Origin of the sequence: Streptomyces sp. MB09-02B, assembly GCF_033794485.1 — a bacterium.
GTDB lineage: Bacteria > Actinomycetota > Actinomycetes > Streptomycetales > Streptomycetaceae > Streptomyces.
The window spans coordinates 1-14,632 of record NZ_JARGEE010000230.1 but is presented as its reverse complement, the minus strand read 5'-3'; the positions used below and the strand labels follow the sequence as shown (position 1 = coordinate 14,632).

Sequence of the window (14,632 nt, the reverse complement as noted above, 5' to 3'; positions counted from 1 at the left end):
GCGCATTCACTCCGGAGACCGGTCGCGCCGGGCGGCGGACCGGTCTCGACAACCACCACAACCGCCACCGCCTCGCCGACGCCCTGCGCGCCGTCAGGGTGTTCGCGAGCGCTCCCACCTCAGTGCCTCCCGGTCCGCGCTGCGGGCCATGCGGGAGGACGTGCAGGCGCTGGACATCCGGGACGTCACCGCGAACTGGGTGAACGCGGAGGTGCTGGCCCGCCAGATCGAGGAGCGGATCAAGGCCCTGGCGGACCTCAGTCACACCCCGCTCTTCTTCGGCCGGCTCGACTACCTCCACGCCCCCGGCGCGGACCGGGCGGAGGGCGCGGAGGGGGAGCAGTTCTACATCGGGCGGCGGCACGTGCACGACGCGGACGGCGACCCGATGGTCATCGACTGGCGGGCCCCCGTCTCGCAGCCCTTCTACCGGGCGTCGAAGAAGGACCCGATGGACGTCGGGCTGCGGCGGCGGTTCGGGTACACCGGCGGCGACCTCACCGCGTACGAGGACGAGCACCTCTCCGACCCCGCCGAGGCCGCCGCCACCAGCAAGCTGCTCCAGCAGGAGATCGAGCGTCCGCGTGTCGGCCCGATGCGGGACATCGTGGCGACGATCCAGCCGGAGCAGGACGAGATCGTCCGCTCGGACCTGTCCGGCAGCCTCTGCGTCCAGGGCGGCCCCGGCACCGGGAAGACCGCCGTCGGCCTGCACCGGGTCGCCTACCTGCTCTACGCCCACCGCGAGCGCCTGTCCCGCACCGGCACCCTCGTCATCGGGCCGAACCGCTCGTTCCTCCACTACATCGAGCAGGTCCTGCCCGCACTGGGCGAGTTGGAGGTCAAGCAGGCGACCGTCGACGACCTCGTCGGCCATGTCGAGGTGCGGGGCGCGGACGACGCGGCGGCCGCCGTCGTCAAGGGCGACGCCCGGATGGCCGAGGTGCTCCGCCGGGCCGTACGGTCGCACGTCACGCTGCCCACCGAGCCCGTCGTGGTCGTCCGGGGTTCGCGGCGCTGGCGCGTCCCGGCGTACGAACTCGAAGGCATCGTGCGGGAGTTGCTCGACCGGGACATCCGCTACGGGGCCGCGCGCGACGCCCTGCCGCAGCGGATCGCGCACGCGGTGCTGGTGCAGATGGAGCGCTCGGGTGAGGCGCCGGACGACCGGGTGCAGGACGCGGTGGCGCGCAACGCGGCGGTGAAGGCGGCCGTCAAGGCGATCTGGCCGCCCGTCGAGCCGGGGAAGCTCGTGATGCGGCTGCTCTCCGACGCGGATTTCCTCGCCGAGCACGCGGACGGGATCCTGTCCGAGGAGGAGCGCAAGACGATCCTGTGGGCGAAGCCGGCGCGGGGCGTGAAGTCGGTGAAGTGGTCGGCCGCCGACGCCGTGCTGATCGACGAGACCACGGACCTGGTGCAGCGCACGCATTCCCTCGGCCATGTCGTGCTCGACGAGGCGCAGGACCTCTCGCCCATGCAGTACCGGGCGGTGGGCCGCCGCTGCACCACCGGTTCGGCGACGGTCCTCGGCGACCTCGCGCAGGGCACGACGCCCTGGGCGACGCGGAGTTGGCGGGAGGCGCTGACGCACCTCGGCAAGGCGGAGGCCCATGTGGAGGAGCTGACGGCCGGTTTCCGTGTCCCGACGGACGTCATCACGTACGCCTCCCGGCTCCTCCCGCACATCGCGCCCGGTCTGACGCCGGTCGCGTCCGTCCGCGAGAACCCGGGCTTCTTCGACGTACGGCCGAGCGCCGGCGACTCCGACGTGGTCGCGGCCTGCGGGGAGTTGCTGCGCAACGAGGGCTCGACCGGCCTCATCGCGGCCGACACCCGCGTGCCCGCCCTCGCCGAGGCCCTGACGGCGGCGGGCCTCACCTACCTGTCCCCGGGCGAGGAGACGACACACGAAACCCGCCTGACCCTGGTCCCGGCCTCGCTCGCCAAGGGTCTGGAGTACGACTACGTCGTCCTGGACGAGCCGCAGGCCGTCGTCGACGGCGAGCCCGACGAACGGACCGGACTGCGACGCCTGTACGTGACCCTCACCCGAGCGGTCTCGGGCCTGATCGTGACCCACGCGGCCCCGCTCCCGCCGCAGCTGACGTAGCCGCCGGAAGCCTGCGCCGCCGTACGGGGACGCGCGAGGGCCCCCGGCGTCCGAAGGCGCCGGGGGCCGATCACGTGTGTCTGTGGCCTACTTGAACTTGTTGCTGGTCGCCAGGTAGACCTGCTTCGCGTTCTTGCCGAGGCGTGGCCCGGTGATGAAGGTGGAGCGGTCGCTGAGGGAGTTGTTGGAGACCAGGTAGGTGCGGCCCTTGTGGGACATGAACCAGGGGCCGCCGGAGGCGCCGCCGTTCATGGTGCAGCCGACCATGTACTGGGCCGGGTAGTCGCTCGGGTAGCTGTAGCCGAGGACGAAGCGCTTGGTGGCGCCCTGGCAGTGGTACATCTTCGAGCCGTCGTACGGGGCCTCGGCCGGGTAGCCGCGCACCTTCATGTTCTTGACCTTGTTGGCGGCGGGGGCGTTGAACCACACCGGCAGGGCCGAACCGAGGCGCTCCTCAAGGGACTTGGAGCCCTTCTCCGGCTTCACGTGCAGTACCGCGTAGTCGTACGCGGCGGCCACTGTGCCCTGGCTCGCGGCGCCGCCCTTGATCCAGGTGCCGGAGGTGGTGGCCCAGTCGGCCCAGGCGATGCCGTACGGGGAGACGTTGCTCGCGCGGTAGTTGGCCGACGCCTGGCTGATGTTCAGCTTGCCCGTGTTGTTGAAGGACGGGACGAAGGCGATGTTGCGGTACCAGCCGCCGCCCTTGCCCGCGTGCACACAGTGTCCGGCGGTCCACACGAGGTTGGACCTGCCCGGGTGCGCCGGGTCCTTCACGACCGCGGCGGAGCAGACGCTCGACCCCTGGGGCGTGGTGAAGAAGAGCTTGCCGACCGGGGGCGCGTGCTTGTGGTACGTGGCCTTGACCCTGCTGGCCTGCTGCTTCTTGACCTTGCCGTCGGGCAGCCAGACCTGGGTGGTCTTGCTCGACCCGGTGGCGGTGTTGCCCGCTTCGGCGACCGCCGGCAGGTCCGGCAGGTTCTCCTTGGCCTCGGCGATGCGCTCCGGCGTCCAGAAGTTCTCGATGTACGGGTTGGCGAAGTCCTCCGCCTTGGAGGCCCAGTCGCCGCTGAAGTCCTGCCAGCCACCGTCCTTCCACTTCTGCAGCGCGTCACCGGTGAGCTCGGTGGGCACGCCCTCCGGGAGCTTGAAGCCGCCGACGGTCGTGTCACCGCCGCTCTCGTTCTCGCCGGTGTCGATGTTGTCGCCCGCGTCCGCCTGGGCGGTCGTGGAGTCGGAGGCCTTGGCCCCGCTCTCCTCGGTCTTGCCGCAGGCAGTGGTTGTGACCATGACCGCGGCGATCACGGCGGCAGCGGCCGTGAGGCCGCGGCGGCGTATGAATGGCATGGAGCCCCCCGTGTGATGAAACTTGTCATGCCCCCGCTTGGCTGGGGCGAGACAACTATGCACGCGCGTGAGCCCGAGATGATCTCCACAAGGCCCTTCACGGCGACTTCGCACACAACAACTACGTGGCGGATATCTACCTGTGATGTGGCGCGCCCCCGTCCATCCGTACCCATGGGCTCGCAACGCACAGGTTCTTCACCATGATTGATTCGTCATCACTCCGACACCTCCGGACCCTTGTGCACTACCCGCGAGTAGCGCCAATCTGACCTGCGCATGCCATAGCGCACCCATGGCGCACGCCATCCCTCGCGGCAGGCTCAGGAGGCCGTAGTGAAGACAGGTTCGCGCACGCGCACTTCGCGTCGTTTCCGCAGATCCGCCGTGGTGCTCGGCGCCACCGTCACCCTGGTGGTCGGCGTCGCCGGCAGCGCGTTCGCGGCTCCGCCCGCCGCGCTGCCCGCCGACGCGGAGGCCCTGGAGACGACTTGGCAGCCGGCGTACGACTACGACACGGACGGCTGTTACTCGACGCCCGCGATCGGCCCGACGGGCACGGTCAACGGCGGTCTGAAGCCCACCGGTTCACTCAGCGGTGACTGCCGCGACCGGTCCGACCTGGACAACACCAACGGCTACTCGCGCTCCAAGTGCAACAACGGCTGGTGCGCGATCATGTACGACCTCTACTTCGAGAAGGACCAGGCGGTCTCGGGCAGCAGCATCGGCGGCCACCGGCACGACTGGGAGCACGTCGTGGTCTGGGTGCAGAACGGCACGGCCCAGTACGTCTCGACGTCCGCCCACGGGGGCTTCACCGTGCACGCCGCGTCCTCGGTCCGCTGGGACGGCACACACCCGAAGATCGTCTACCACAAGGACGGCATCCGGACGCACTCCTTCCGCCTCGCGGGCTCCAACGACGAGCCGCCGGAGAACCACGAGGGCACCTGGCAGTACCCGCCGCTCGTCGGCTGGAACGGCTACCCGTCCGGCGTCCGCGACATCCTCGTCTCCCACAACTTCGGCAGCGCCAACTTCGGCCTCAAGGACGGCAGTTTCGCCTCGAACCTCACCAAGGCCAAGCCGTCGGGGATCTCCTTCGACCCCAACGCGTAACCCTGCGGGCTGCCCGGCTGACGGCCCGCACGGCTACGGCGCCCACGCCAGCGCCAGGAACCCCACCAGGTAGGCGGCCACGAACAGGGGCGGCACCCACTGTTCCAGGCGGGTCAGCGGCACGTACCGGCGCCAGTCCTCGCCTTCTCCCAGCTCGGTCCATTCGGCGCGGGAGTAGGCGTAGGCCGGGAGCCGCTTCTCGAACGCGCCGATGACCGCCCACTTCGCGGTGTTCAACTGACGGTAGGAACGGACCATCAGGTACCAGGCAAGGCACTGCCCGACGAGGATCAGCAGACCGGCGAGGAGCAGCCACACGGACACCCGGCCCGGACGCGGTCCCAGCCCGCCGACCATGGCCGTGGCGATGGCGCTGTTGAGCGACAGGAAGAAGGTGTTGGCAGCGCCTCGCCGCGCGCTGACGCGGTCGGCCGTTTCGACGCAGAGCTTGTACTGCTCGAAGAGCACACCCAGATAAGGGGTGTTGGCGGGCGTGTAGCTGTCGGGGGCGACGTCGGAGTTCCACAGGGAGTGGTGGAGGTCTGCCATCCGCCCATCATGTCCGCCGCGCCGGGGGCCCGCCGGTACGAGCCCCGGGGTGCCACGAAAGAGCGAATCGGACCCGGTAATCCCCCTTGTTCGATTGCGCGTCGCGGCCGGCTCCGATCTGTTGCTGTTCATGACTGATCCCACTCCCTTCGGTACCCCCCGGCGGCGCCAGCGCCCGCTGTTCGGATGCGCGTTACGGCTCGTGGGCCTGGCGGGGACGCTCTGGGGCGGGCTGATGGTGATCCTGACCGCCACCCGGACCAAGACGGTCTTCGTCCCGGTCAACGGCATGGAAGCCATGGTGCAGGACGCGCTGATCGTCATCGGCTTCGGCCTCTGGGGCGCGCTGTCGCTGGTGGTGGGCCTGCGTATGCGGCGGCACGGGCGGCGCCATCACGTCCGGGTGGTCAGGACGATGGAGGAAGCGCGGCGGGAGCCGTACGTCCTCTACCTGCGCCCCTTCGCCGAGGACGCCACCGGCACCCTGATGCGGCACGCGTTCAGCCGGTGGATGGGGGTGGGCGGCTCGCTGGTGAGCGGCAGTTCGCTCACGCTGGAGGAGGGTGTGTGCCGGACGTTCAGCGCCTTCGGCCGCCCGCTCGCCGTGGGGGAACCCGACGAGACGCTCCCCCTCGCCGGCTCCCGCCGCCTCTACCTCCCCCTCCACGACTGGCAGCCCACCGTCACCTCGCTCGTCACCGACGCCCGTCTGGTCCTGCTCGTGGCCGGCACCAGCGAGGGCACCCTGTGGGAACTGACCGAGGTGATGCGCCTGCGCCGCCCCGAGTCCGTCCTCGTCCTGCTCTACGGCGACCGGCGGACGGACGACGTCCAGGGGGAGTACGACGCCTTCCGCGCCGCCGCCGAACGCGAACTGGCGGCGCGCGCCGACGAGTTGCGCCAGGTGCACGGGCCGGACTGGCAGCCGCCCCGCTTCCCGCCCCTCCCCGGGTTCCACGACCCCGACCGCCTGAAGTGGACCACGCTCCTGCGGGCCGTCATCCGCTTCGGCCCCGACTGGACCCCCGAGATCGTGCTCCTCGACCCCACGGCCGTCGACGCCTGGACCCACGAGGGACGCGTCCGCAAGATGACCCGCACCCAGGTGCTGCCCCTGCTGACCCGGCTGCAGGACGACCTGCACGACCTCGACGGAACCGCCGTCGGGGCGGTCCGAGGGGCAACGCTCCCGATGGACCCGCGCTGACCTCGACGGTCGAGGGCCCCCGGGCTCCGGCGCGGGGCGTCAGTCGCCCCGCGCCCTCACCCCCGCGCGGGCGACCCGGGCGTCCAGGGCCGCGCGCCATTCCCGTACGGCCTCGGCGGCGACCGGCGCGGCCCAGCCGTGCGGGCGGGCCGCGCCGCCGATGTGGAAGGCGTCGACGCGGGCGGCGCGCAGCCGGGGGATGTGGTCGAGGCGGAGACCACCGCCGATCATGAGGCGCTGCGTGTAGCCGGGGTCCCCGCGTCTCGCGGCCTCCGCGAGCAGCACCGGCAGCCCGTCGTCCACGCCCCGCGCCGACCCCGCCGTCAGATACGTGTCCAGCCCCGGCAGGTCCGCGAGCTGCTTGCGCAGGGCGTCCCGGTCGGCGGCGCGGTCGATCGCCCGGTGGAACGTCCACGAACGCCCGTCCAGCTCGGCGACCACCCGCTCCACGGCGTCCAGGTCCGGTCCGCCGTCCTCCCCGAGGAACCCGAGCACGAACTCCTCCGCCCCGGCCGCCCGCATGTCGCACGCGACCCGCACGAGCGCGTCCACGCCACCCGCAGCGAACCCGTCCGCGAGCCGCAGCATGACCCGTACGGGGATGTCGACGGCGGCCTGCACGTCCACGAACGTCGCGACCGACGGGGTGAGCCCGTCGTTCGCCATGTCCGCCACCAGCTCCAGCCGGTCGGCACCTCCGGCCTGGGCGGCGACGGCGTCCTCGGCGTCGAGGGCGATCACCTCCAGCAGCGCGCGCGTGGTCATGGGGCCCCTTTCTTCGGGCTACACGTGACAGCAACAGGTCTAGTCCAATTATGCAATCTACCAACAACCCGGACTGTTGGATGCGGTTGGTCACGGTCCGCATGCGATCGACCACCCTCCGCATCTACCCTCGATCCGGCGCGCAGCAACAAGACCGGTCGGCCGAGGGGGAGTTGCCCCATGCCGAAACCCAGGACCATCGACCCGTCCGAGTCCACGCGAGCGATGTACGGCGCGGAACTGCGCCACCGGCGCGAACGAGCGGGTATGTCGCAGGAGGAGTTGGGGACCGCGATGTTCATCACCGGAGCGCATGTCGGGATGCTGGAGGTCGGGACGCGCAGGATGCAGCCGGAGTTCGCGAAGACGGCGGACGAGGTGCTGGGCGCGGACGGGTTCTTCACACGGAACCTTGAGGCGGCGAGGAAGTCGCCCTACGAGCACCATTTCGCCGACGTGGCGGAGTTCGAGGGCCTGGCCCACACGATCAAGGACTGGGCGCCGATCCTGGCGTTCTACGAATGCCTCTGTGCTCGCGCGGATTCGCTCTTCGAGCTCACCGACGCGGTGCTGTGCGCGGACGGGCCGGTGAAGACCCTGGGAGCGACCCGCCGCACCCCGTCGCCTCACCCCCGCCCAATCCTGGTAGGCGCCTTTCCTCAATCGGCGTTCAGGCCTGCTGGGTCATGGTGCCCTGCCTTCTGCCAGCAAGTTCGGTGTCTGCGCAGCCGTCGGCCCTCCCGCGGGGAGGGCGGGCGCGGCCCCGCCCAGGCGGGAGCGCACGGGCGGGGCCAAGGGCGGAAACCTCCAACGGGGGAGTGGAGATCGCCGGGCCACAGCCTGGCACTGCATTCGGCCACACAACAGGGGTGTGACTGAAATCGGTCACACGGAAGGGTACGGGTACGTACCCGTACCCTTGAGGGACGGGAAGGAGCATGACGATGCCCGATGCCAACGTCCGTATCCCCGAGGAAGCCAAGGACCGGCTGGCCGCCATAGCCGCCGCTGAAGGTCTGTCCCTGCGCGCCTATCTCGCCCGTCTCGCCGAGACGCTGCTGACCCCGGCCGAGCGGGCCGAGCGGGCGGCCAAGGCCCTGGCCTCGTTGACGGAGTGGAACGGCTACGCGCCGACCGCTGCTGAGGAGCAGGACCTGGACAGCGAACTGGACCGGCGCCTGGCCCGGGTGAGCAGCCGGTGAGCGACGCTGTGCACATCGTCCTTGACGACACCGCGATGGCTGCGGCCGGCCAGGGCAACGTCCTTGCTTCCCGTCTGATCCACCGAGCCCACGCCGAACCGGGCTGGTTCCTGTACGCCCCGGCATGCGCGTTAGTGGAAGCCGATCGTGCCCGGCCCGGTACGGCTGAGCATCTGGCCTCGCTTCCCGGCGTCACCGTCCTGGACTTGGATTTGGCTGCCGCTTTGGACGTCGCACGGCAGGCGACCTGGGCCGCGGCGCACAGCCAGTACGCGGCGCAGCCCACCCCGGACCGGCCCGACGGCGCAATCATCGCGACCACCGCCCCGCACCGGTGGACCGGCGAGCCGGTCCGCGTACTGGATCTCAACCCCTGATCACAGCAGCAGACGTCTGCGGGCCTCGCCAGATTCCGGCGGGGCCCGCAGTGCCTCATCGGTTGGCGCACAGGTGACCGCGCCGGACGGTGACCAGGCCCCGCCACCGCTGGCGTGAGGGCCGGCCCGGAGACGACGAGACGCTCGACGTGCTCCTGTCCGACGCCGGTCCCGGGGCCTACCAGCCCAAGAAGACCTATACGCGGACATTCAACATCGGCGTGTTCAGCCCGAAGATCGACACGGACAACACCGCGATGCGCTGGGGCAATGACCTCAGCTTCTGCATAGGGCAGTTCACGGACGGCTCAGGCAACATCGGCGAGTCGATGACGACCGGGCAGCGCACCGTCGTCACCGTCGACGGCAGGAAGCTCGTCGACTCCCGGGAACCGCTCTGCGAGGACGTCGGCGGGCTGCCGTCCAAGTCCGCCAAGTACCGGATCAGCACGGACGCGACCCGCTCCACGAAGGTCGCCGGTGTCACCACCCGGCTCGTCGCGGCCTGGACGTTCACCTCGAAGAGGACCACGGGTGACGAGTACACGGCGCTTCCGCTCTCCTCGGTCCGCTTCGCCCCGAAGCTGGACATGACGAGCACCGCGGCCGCCGGCCGGAAACTCGCGGTCCCGCTCACCCTCCAGGGCCCGGCGGCCAAGAACCTCGGGTCCCTGTCCGTGCAGGTCTCCTACGACGGCGGGAAGAAGTGGTCGAAGGCCCCGGTCACCACGGAGAAGGGCAAGCGGTCGCTCACACTGAACCACCCGAAGAAGGCCAAGTCGGTCTCCCTCAGGGCGAAGCTCACGGACAGCAAGGGCAACACCTATGAGGTCACCGTGGTGAAGGCGTACCTGCTCAGGTAGCCGTCAGCGTTCCTCGAGAAACTGGGCTGCGACTGACCTTCCCGAAGAAATACGCACCGTACCGGAACCGCTCGCGCCGCCGCCCCCTCTCTTCCACCGGTCGATTCCGTCACGACGGTGAAAGAGGAAGAACAATCATGCGCAGATCAACGTCGGCCGTCGCCGCAGGTCTGATGACGTTCGCGGGACTGGTCGCGGCGGGCGCCCCGGCCCAGGCGGCGACGCCGACCGCCGAGTACGTCGCGCTCGGCGACTCGTACGCCTCCGGTGTCGGTGCGGGCTCGTACGACCCGGCGAGCGGCGACTGCAAGCGGAGCACGCTGAACTACCCCCGCCTGTGGGCGGCGGCCAACCCCGAGTACGCGCTGAAGGACGCCACGTGCAGCGGCGCGACCATCGCGGACGTACGGGCCGGGCAACTGTCCGCGCTGAGCGCGAACACCAACCTGGTCACCCTGACCGTGGGCGGTAACGACGCCCAGTTCTCGACGGTGGTGCAGACGTGCCTCACCGACACCGAGAACGCCTGCGCGCTCGCCACCGGGTGGATGTCCGAGTACGCCAAGGGCCGCCTGGTGGGTGAACTGACCGGCCTCTACAAGGACATCAAGGCCCGTTCGCCGAAGGCCCTGATACTCGTCTTCGGCTACCCGCAGGCGCTGTCCACGACCGGTGCGTGCTCCCCGATCGAGCTGAGCGCGAAGAAGCGCGCCGGGATGAACGGGCTGGCCGACGCGCTCGCGGAGGGCGGGCGGAAGGCGGCGGCGGACGCGGGGGTCCACTTCGTCGACATGCGGGGGAAGTTCAACGGCCACGGGGCGTGCGGCACCCACCCGTGGATCCACGGACTCAACCTCACCGAGTCCGCCGCGACCTTCCACCCGAACGCGGCGGGCCAGGAGAAGGGCTACGCGGCGAAGTTCAAGTCCCTCTGGGGCTGACCGGCCGGTGGCCGTGGCCGGGCTCAGGGATAGAGGATGAGCTCGGCCTCGGTCGCGCCGGCCAGTTCGTACGACGTCCCGGCGGGCGGTCGGCGGCCCGAGTAGAGGCGTACGAGGGTGGGGGCGTCGCCGATGTAGCGGGCGGGCGGGGCGTCGCCGCTCGGGGCGCCGAGCAGCACGGGCGTGTCGGTGTCGTCGAGGTCGGCGTGCAGCGGGCGGGTGCCGTGCGCCCGGGTGAGGTGGGTCAACAGCTCCACCGCCAGGCCCAGTTGGGGACCTTCGTACGCGCCTGGCAGACTCCACGCCTCGCGTACGTCACCGGCGTGCACCCACTCGCCGAAGGCGACGCCGTCCAGGACGCCACCGGCGTCGGCGATGACCGGGCCCGCGTCGGTCATGCCCCGCTCCAGCTCGTCCACGATCCGCGCCACGGGCCACTCGTGCCGCTCGGCGATGTCCCGGTCGTTCGACTCCGGGCTGAACACGCCCTTCTCCAAGCGGCCCTCGACCACCCGCGACAACACGGCGGAACAGTGCGCCAACACGTCCCGCACACTCCACCCCGGGCAGCAGGTCGCCGCCCCGAAGTCCCCCTCCGGCCTCCCCCGCAACAGCGGCACCAGCGCGTCCCGCTCACCGGCCAGCAGCCGCGCGGGGAGTCCGGGGTCCCGTACATCGTGCGTATCAGCCACAGTCGTCATGCGACCCACGCTAGGGCCTGTCGTCAAATTCCCGTCTGCCCCGCGGCCGCCCTCCGGGCGACGACGGGAATTTGACGACAGGCCCTAGGGGGAGAGGGCGGCCGCGTGCACGACCACGGCACAATGCGTGCATGCCCGACTCCCACTCCCCCAGGGAAACCCTGCGCCACCGCTGGCTGCCCGCGCTGCTGTCGGCCCGGGACGGGGCCTGCGATCCCGCTCCGCTCCCGTACGCCGACGCCCTGATCAAGCGGTGGTCGGAGCCGCAGCGGAAGTACCACACCCTCGACCACCTCACGGCGGTGCTGGACCGTGTCGAGGTGCTGGAGGACCACGCGACGGATCCGGACCTCGTCCGGCTGGCCGCCTGGTTCCACGACGCGGTGTACCTGCCGGAGCGGTCGGAGAACGAGGAGCGGTCGGCCCGGCTCGCCGAGCGGGCGTTGCCGGAGGCGGGGGTGTCGGCGGAGAGGACGGCGGAGGTGGCGCGGCTGGTGCGCCTCACCGTCACGCACGATCCGGCCGACGACGACCCGAACGGGCAGGTCCTGTGCGACGCGGACCTGGCGATCCTGGCGTCACCGCCGGACGCGTACGCCGCGTACGCCGCCGCCGTGCGGGAGGAGTACGGCTTCGTACCGGACGACGCGTTCCGAGCGGGCCGCGCGGCGGTGCTGCGCCAACTCCTCGATCTGCCAAGGCTGTTCAGGACGCCGTACGGACAGCGCGAGTGGGAGGCCCGGGCCCGGGAGAACCTGCGGGCGGAACTGGCGGAACTGGCGGAGCGGACGGAACCGGCGGAGCCGACGGAAACCGACGCCTGAGAACCCTCGGCCGTCTCGGTCGGTGGGACGGGTCACGGATGTGGGAATGCGTACCCGAGGGAGTCGGTTGCCCATGGATATGCCCTCACCCGCCGCCGTTCCTGACCACGCCACCCGCTTCCGCATACCCCTCTCCGTCTACGTCCTCGGCCTCGCCGTCTTCGCGCTCGGGACCAGCGAGTTCATGCTCTCGGGGCTGCTGCCGCCCATCGCCGAGGACATGGACGTGTCCATCCCCCGGGCGGGACTGCTGATCTCGGCGTTCGCGATCGGGATGGTGGTCGGGGCGCCGCTGCTGGCCGTTGCGACGCTGCGGCTGCCGCGCCGGACGACGCTCGTCACCCTGATCACCGTCTTCGGCCTCGGACAGGTCGTCGGCGCCCTCGCCCCCAACTACGCGGTTCTCTTCGCCTCCCGGATCGTGAGCGCTCTCGCCTGCGCGGGTTTCTGGGCGGTCGGCGCGGCCGTGGCCGTCGCCATGGTGCCCGTCAACGCCCGCGCCCGCGCGCTGGCCATCATGATCGGCGGATTGTCGATCGCGAACGTGCTGGGCGTACCGGCGGGCGCGTTCCTCGGGGAGCACTTCGGGTGGCGCTCGGCGTTCTGGGCGGTGACGGCCGCCTCGGCGATCGCGCTGGTCGGCGTGGTCACGCTCGTACCGGCCATCCCGCTGCCCGCCGAGCGGCCCAAGCTCGCCCGGGAGGCCCGGATCTACCGCGACGGGCAGGTCTGGCTGTCCATCGCCGTCGTGGCGCTCGCCGCCGGTGGCGTCTTCTGCGCGTTCAGCTATCTCGCGCCGCTGCTCACGGATGTCTCGGGCCTGGACGCCGGCTGGGTGCCGACGGTGCTGGCGCTGTTCGGGATCGGGGCGCTGATCGGCACGGCCGTCGGGGGCCGGTTCGCGGACGCGCACCTCTTCGGGGTGCTGCTCAGCGGGATCGCCGCCTCCACGGTCCTGCTGGTGGCCCTGGCGCTGCTCGCCCAGTACGCCGTCGCCGCCGTCCTCCTCTCCTTCCTCCTCGGGGTGTCCTGCTTCTACACCGCCCCGGCCCTCAACGCCCGCCTCTTCAACGTCGCCGGTGCCGCCCCGACCCTGGCCGGTGCCACCACCACCGCCGCGTTCAACCTGGGCAACACCGGCGGCCCCTGGATCGGCGGCGTCGTCATCGACGCGGGCCACGGCTTCGCCGCCACGGCCTGGGCGGGCGGCGCCATCACCGCGGCCGCCCTCGTCGCGACCGCCGTGTCCCTGCGCGTGCACCGGCGTACGCGGGCCTCCCGCAGGGTGGCCGGAAGCAGTGACACCGCCGGCGCGGGCACCGTAAATCCAGTACGTACGGAGGCCTGAGCCCGCCTATTCTCGCCGCCATGCGACCAATGGGTGGGGAACAGGTACGGGAAGCCGTGGAACACGGTCTCGCGGTGCTGGGGGCGGTGGCCGACCGGGACTGGAAGGGCACCAAGGCCGGGCGGCTGGACTGGAACTGCTGGGGGACCGCTGAGCACATCGCGTCGGACCTGATCGCGTACGCGGGCCAGTTGGCGGGACGGCCGACCGCACGCTACGTACCGTTCGAGATCGACATGGCGGAGTGCGAGAACAACGCCGACCTGCTGGAGGTCATCCGGACGACCGGCGTTCTGCTGACCGCCGTCGTCCACACCACCCCGCGCTCGGTCCGCGCCTTCCACCCGTACCCGTTCCGCGCCGCCGACCGCGAGGGCTTCGCGGCGATGGGCGTCGCCGAGGTGCTGCTGCACACGCACGACATCATCGAGGGCCTCGGGCTCCCGGTGTCCGTGGCCGTGCCGCCCGCCGGACTCGGCCTGTGCGAGTCCGTGCTCGCCCGCCTCTTCCCGCACGTCAGGCCCGGTGACGACCCCTGGGCGACGCTGTTGTGGGCCACCGGCCGGGGCGACCTGCCGGGCCGGGCGCCCGTCACCGAGTGGCGGTGGAGCAACCCGCTGCACATCGACGCCGAGCGGCTCGTCCTCCAGGGCGTCCACCCGGCCGCCGCCGCCGATCTCGCCGAGGGCGGCACCGGCGGCTTCGACTGGATCGCGGGCGGCCCGGTCGACGGGACCCGGACCGGCGCGGGCCTGGTGTTCCAGGCGTACGAGGCGGGGGTGCACCGGCCGGAGTGGGGCATGTTCGTGCTCGTGCGCAAGGACGACGGACTGGCCGTCGGCGCGCTCGGCTACCACGGGGCGCCGGACGAGGAGGGCCGCGTCGAGATCGGGTACGACCTGGTGGAGGGGGCGCGCGGTCGCGGTTACATGACCGAGGCGGTGGGCGCGCTGACCGCCTGGGCGCGGGAGCGGGGCCGGGAGCAGAGGGACGTACGGTCGCTGTTCGCGGTCGTCGAGAAGACCAACACCCCTTCGCAGAACGTGGTTTCGCGCGCCGGATTCGACAAGGTGAGCGACGACTGGGGTGACGGGGAGGACGGGGCGCAGTTCGCGTACGAACTCCGTCTGCGCGCCTGACGTACGCCGGGCCCACCCGCTCCAGCAACGCGATCTGCCAGGTGAATGGGCGGGGACCCGGCGGCGCTCATCACGTGGGGGCAGGGTCTGGACCCGGTCTTCGTCGACTGACCCGCACGCCCCGCACGCCCCGTACC

15 protein-coding genes are annotated in these 14,632 nt (G+C 71.2%); 11 read left to right on the top strand and 4 right to left on the bottom strand.

Annotated features, from left to right (window positions below; all coding sequences use genetic code 11):
- Positions 1-148 precede the first annotated feature (148 nt).
- A complete protein-coding gene (locus P1P70_RS27635; protein ID WP_319242369.1) occupies positions 149-2,113 on the top strand; it encodes an AAA family ATPase in 1,965 nt (654 codons plus the stop codon).
- A gap of 87 nt (positions 2,114-2,200) precedes the next feature.
- Here the strand turns inward: P1P70_RS27635 and P1P70_RS27630 are convergent, their stop codons facing one another.
- Positions 2,201-3,457, bottom strand: a complete 1,257-nt coding sequence (locus P1P70_RS27630; protein WP_319242367.1) for a hypothetical protein — start codon at positions 3,455-3,457, stop codon at positions 2,201-2,203.
- Between the two features lie 336 nt (positions 3,458-3,793).
- Between P1P70_RS27630 and P1P70_RS27625 the strand changes: the two genes are divergently transcribed.
- A complete protein-coding gene (locus P1P70_RS27625; protein WP_319242365.1) occupies positions 3,794-4,579 on the top strand; it encodes an NPP1 family protein in 786 nt (261 codons plus the stop codon).
- 33 nt (positions 4,580-4,612) lie between these two features.
- On the opposite strand, the gene P1P70_RS27620 is transcribed toward P1P70_RS27625, so the two are convergent.
- Positions 4,613-5,128: a hypothetical protein gene (locus P1P70_RS27620; RefSeq protein WP_319242363.1), complete on the bottom strand. Its 516-nt coding sequence runs from the start codon at positions 5,126-5,128 to the stop codon at positions 4,613-4,615.
- Positions 5,129-5,258: 130 nt separating this feature from the next.
- Here P1P70_RS27620 and P1P70_RS27615 point away from each other — a divergent pair, with 130 nt between their 5' ends.
- Positions 5,259-6,335, top strand: coding sequence for a hypothetical protein (locus P1P70_RS27615; RefSeq protein ID WP_319242361.1), 1,077 nt, complete (start codon positions 5,259-5,261; stop codon positions 6,333-6,335).
- Positions 6,336-6,374: 39 nt separating this feature from the next.
- Here P1P70_RS27615 and P1P70_RS27610 read toward each other — a convergent pair whose 3' ends face one another.
- Complete coding sequence (locus tag P1P70_RS27610; protein WP_319242359.1) at positions 6,375-7,100, bottom strand: copper homeostasis protein CutC; 726 nt, start codon at positions 7,098-7,100, stop codon at positions 6,375-6,377.
- 180 nt (positions 7,101-7,280) lie between these two features.
- On the opposite strand from P1P70_RS27610, the gene P1P70_RS27605 reads away from it, so the two are divergent.
- The 5 genes from P1P70_RS27605 to P1P70_RS27585 all read left to right on the top strand — a co-directional run bounded on the left by P1P70_RS27605 (position 7,281) and on the right by P1P70_RS27585 (position 10,483).
- Positions 7,281-7,979, top strand: coding sequence for a helix-turn-helix transcriptional regulator (locus P1P70_RS27605; RefSeq protein ID WP_319242357.1), 699 nt, complete (start codon positions 7,281-7,283; stop codon positions 7,977-7,979).
- A 65-nt stretch (positions 7,980-8,044) separates the two neighbouring features.
- Entirely contained in the window at positions 8,045-8,302 is a 258-nt protein-coding gene (locus P1P70_RS27600; RefSeq protein WP_319242355.1) for a hypothetical protein, read from the top strand.
- Entirely contained in the window at positions 8,299-8,679 is a 381-nt protein-coding gene (locus P1P70_RS27595; RefSeq protein WP_319242353.1) for a hypothetical protein, read from the top strand. The genes P1P70_RS27600 and P1P70_RS27595 overlap by 4 nt, the downstream gene beginning before the upstream one ends.
- Before the next feature lie 89 nt (positions 8,680-8,768).
- Positions 8,769-9,542 carry a hypothetical protein gene (locus P1P70_RS27590; protein WP_319242351.1) on the top strand — a complete coding sequence of 258 codons (774 nt, stop codon included), beginning with the start codon at positions 8,769-8,771 and terminating at the stop codon, positions 9,540-9,542.
- A 137-nt stretch (positions 9,543-9,679) separates the two neighbouring features.
- On the top strand, positions 9,680-10,483 hold the full coding sequence (locus tag P1P70_RS27585) for an SGNH/GDSL hydrolase family protein (protein ID WP_319242349.1): 804 nt from the start codon (positions 9,680-9,682) through the stop codon (positions 10,481-10,483).
- Between the two features lie 23 nt (positions 10,484-10,506).
- Here P1P70_RS27585 and P1P70_RS27580 read toward each other — a convergent pair whose 3' ends face one another.
- Positions 10,507-11,184 (bottom strand): maleylpyruvate isomerase family mycothiol-dependent enzyme, encoded by a 678-nt coding sequence (locus P1P70_RS27580; RefSeq protein ID WP_319242347.1) that lies wholly within the window; start codon positions 11,182-11,184, stop codon positions 10,507-10,509.
- 131 nt (positions 11,185-11,315) lie between these two features.
- Between P1P70_RS27580 and P1P70_RS27575 the strand changes: the two genes are divergently transcribed.
- The 3 genes from P1P70_RS27575 (at position 11,316) to P1P70_RS27565 (ending at position 14,495) form a co-directional block, all read left to right on the top strand.
- A complete protein-coding gene (locus P1P70_RS27575) occupies positions 11,316-12,008 on the top strand; it encodes a hypothetical protein (RefSeq protein ID WP_319242345.1) in 693 nt (230 codons plus the stop codon).
- 124 nt (positions 12,009-12,132) lie between these two features.
- On the top strand, positions 12,133-13,356 hold the full coding sequence (locus P1P70_RS27570) for a Cmx/CmrA family chloramphenicol efflux MFS transporter (protein ID WP_319242373.1): 1,224 nt from the start codon (positions 12,133-12,135) through the stop codon (positions 13,354-13,356).
- A gap of 29 nt (positions 13,357-13,385) precedes the next feature.
- Complete coding sequence (locus tag P1P70_RS27565; protein ID WP_319242371.1) at positions 13,386-14,495, top strand: GNAT family N-acetyltransferase; 1,110 nt, start codon at positions 13,386-13,388, stop codon at positions 14,493-14,495.
- Positions 14,496-14,632 lie beyond the last annotated feature (137 nt).

What these genes read in the sequence shown, in the direction of transcription:
- P1P70_RS27635 (WP_319242369.1), top strand. Translation starts at nt 149, where the DNA reads ATGCGGGAGGACGTGCAGGCGCTGGACATCCGGGACGTCACCGCGAAC.
- P1P70_RS27630 (WP_319242367.1), bottom strand. Translation starts at nt 3,457, where the DNA reads ATGCCATTCATACGCCGCCGCGGCCTCACGGCCGCTGCCGCCGTGATC.
- P1P70_RS27620 (WP_319242363.1), bottom strand. Translation starts at nt 5,128, where the DNA reads ATGGCAGACCTCCACCACTCCCTGTGGAACTCCGACGTCGCCCCCGAC.
- P1P70_RS27615 (WP_319242361.1), top strand. Translation starts at nt 5,259, where the DNA reads ATGACTGATCCCACTCCCTTCGGTACCCCCCGGCGGCGCCAGCGCCCG.
- P1P70_RS27610 (WP_319242359.1), bottom strand. Translation starts at nt 7,100, where the DNA reads ATGACCACGCGCGCGCTGCTGGAGGTGATCGCCCTCGACGCCGAGGAC.
- P1P70_RS27605 (WP_319242357.1), top strand. Translation starts at nt 7,281, where the DNA reads ATGCCGAAACCCAGGACCATCGACCCGTCCGAGTCCACGCGAGCGATG.
- P1P70_RS27600 (WP_319242355.1), top strand. Translation starts at nt 8,045, where the DNA reads ATGCCCGATGCCAACGTCCGTATCCCCGAGGAAGCCAAGGACCGGCTG.
- P1P70_RS27585 (WP_319242349.1), top strand. Translation starts at nt 9,680, where the DNA reads ATGCGCAGATCAACGTCGGCCGTCGCCGCAGGTCTGATGACGTTCGCG.
- P1P70_RS27580 (WP_319242347.1), bottom strand. Translation starts at nt 11,184, where the DNA reads ATGACGACTGTGGCTGATACGCACGATGTACGGGACCCCGGACTCCCC.
- P1P70_RS27575 (WP_319242345.1), top strand. Translation starts at nt 11,316, where the DNA reads ATGCCCGACTCCCACTCCCCCAGGGAAACCCTGCGCCACCGCTGGCTG.
- P1P70_RS27565 (WP_319242371.1), top strand. Translation starts at nt 13,386, where the DNA reads ATGGGTGGGGAACAGGTACGGGAAGCCGTGGAACACGGTCTCGCGGTG.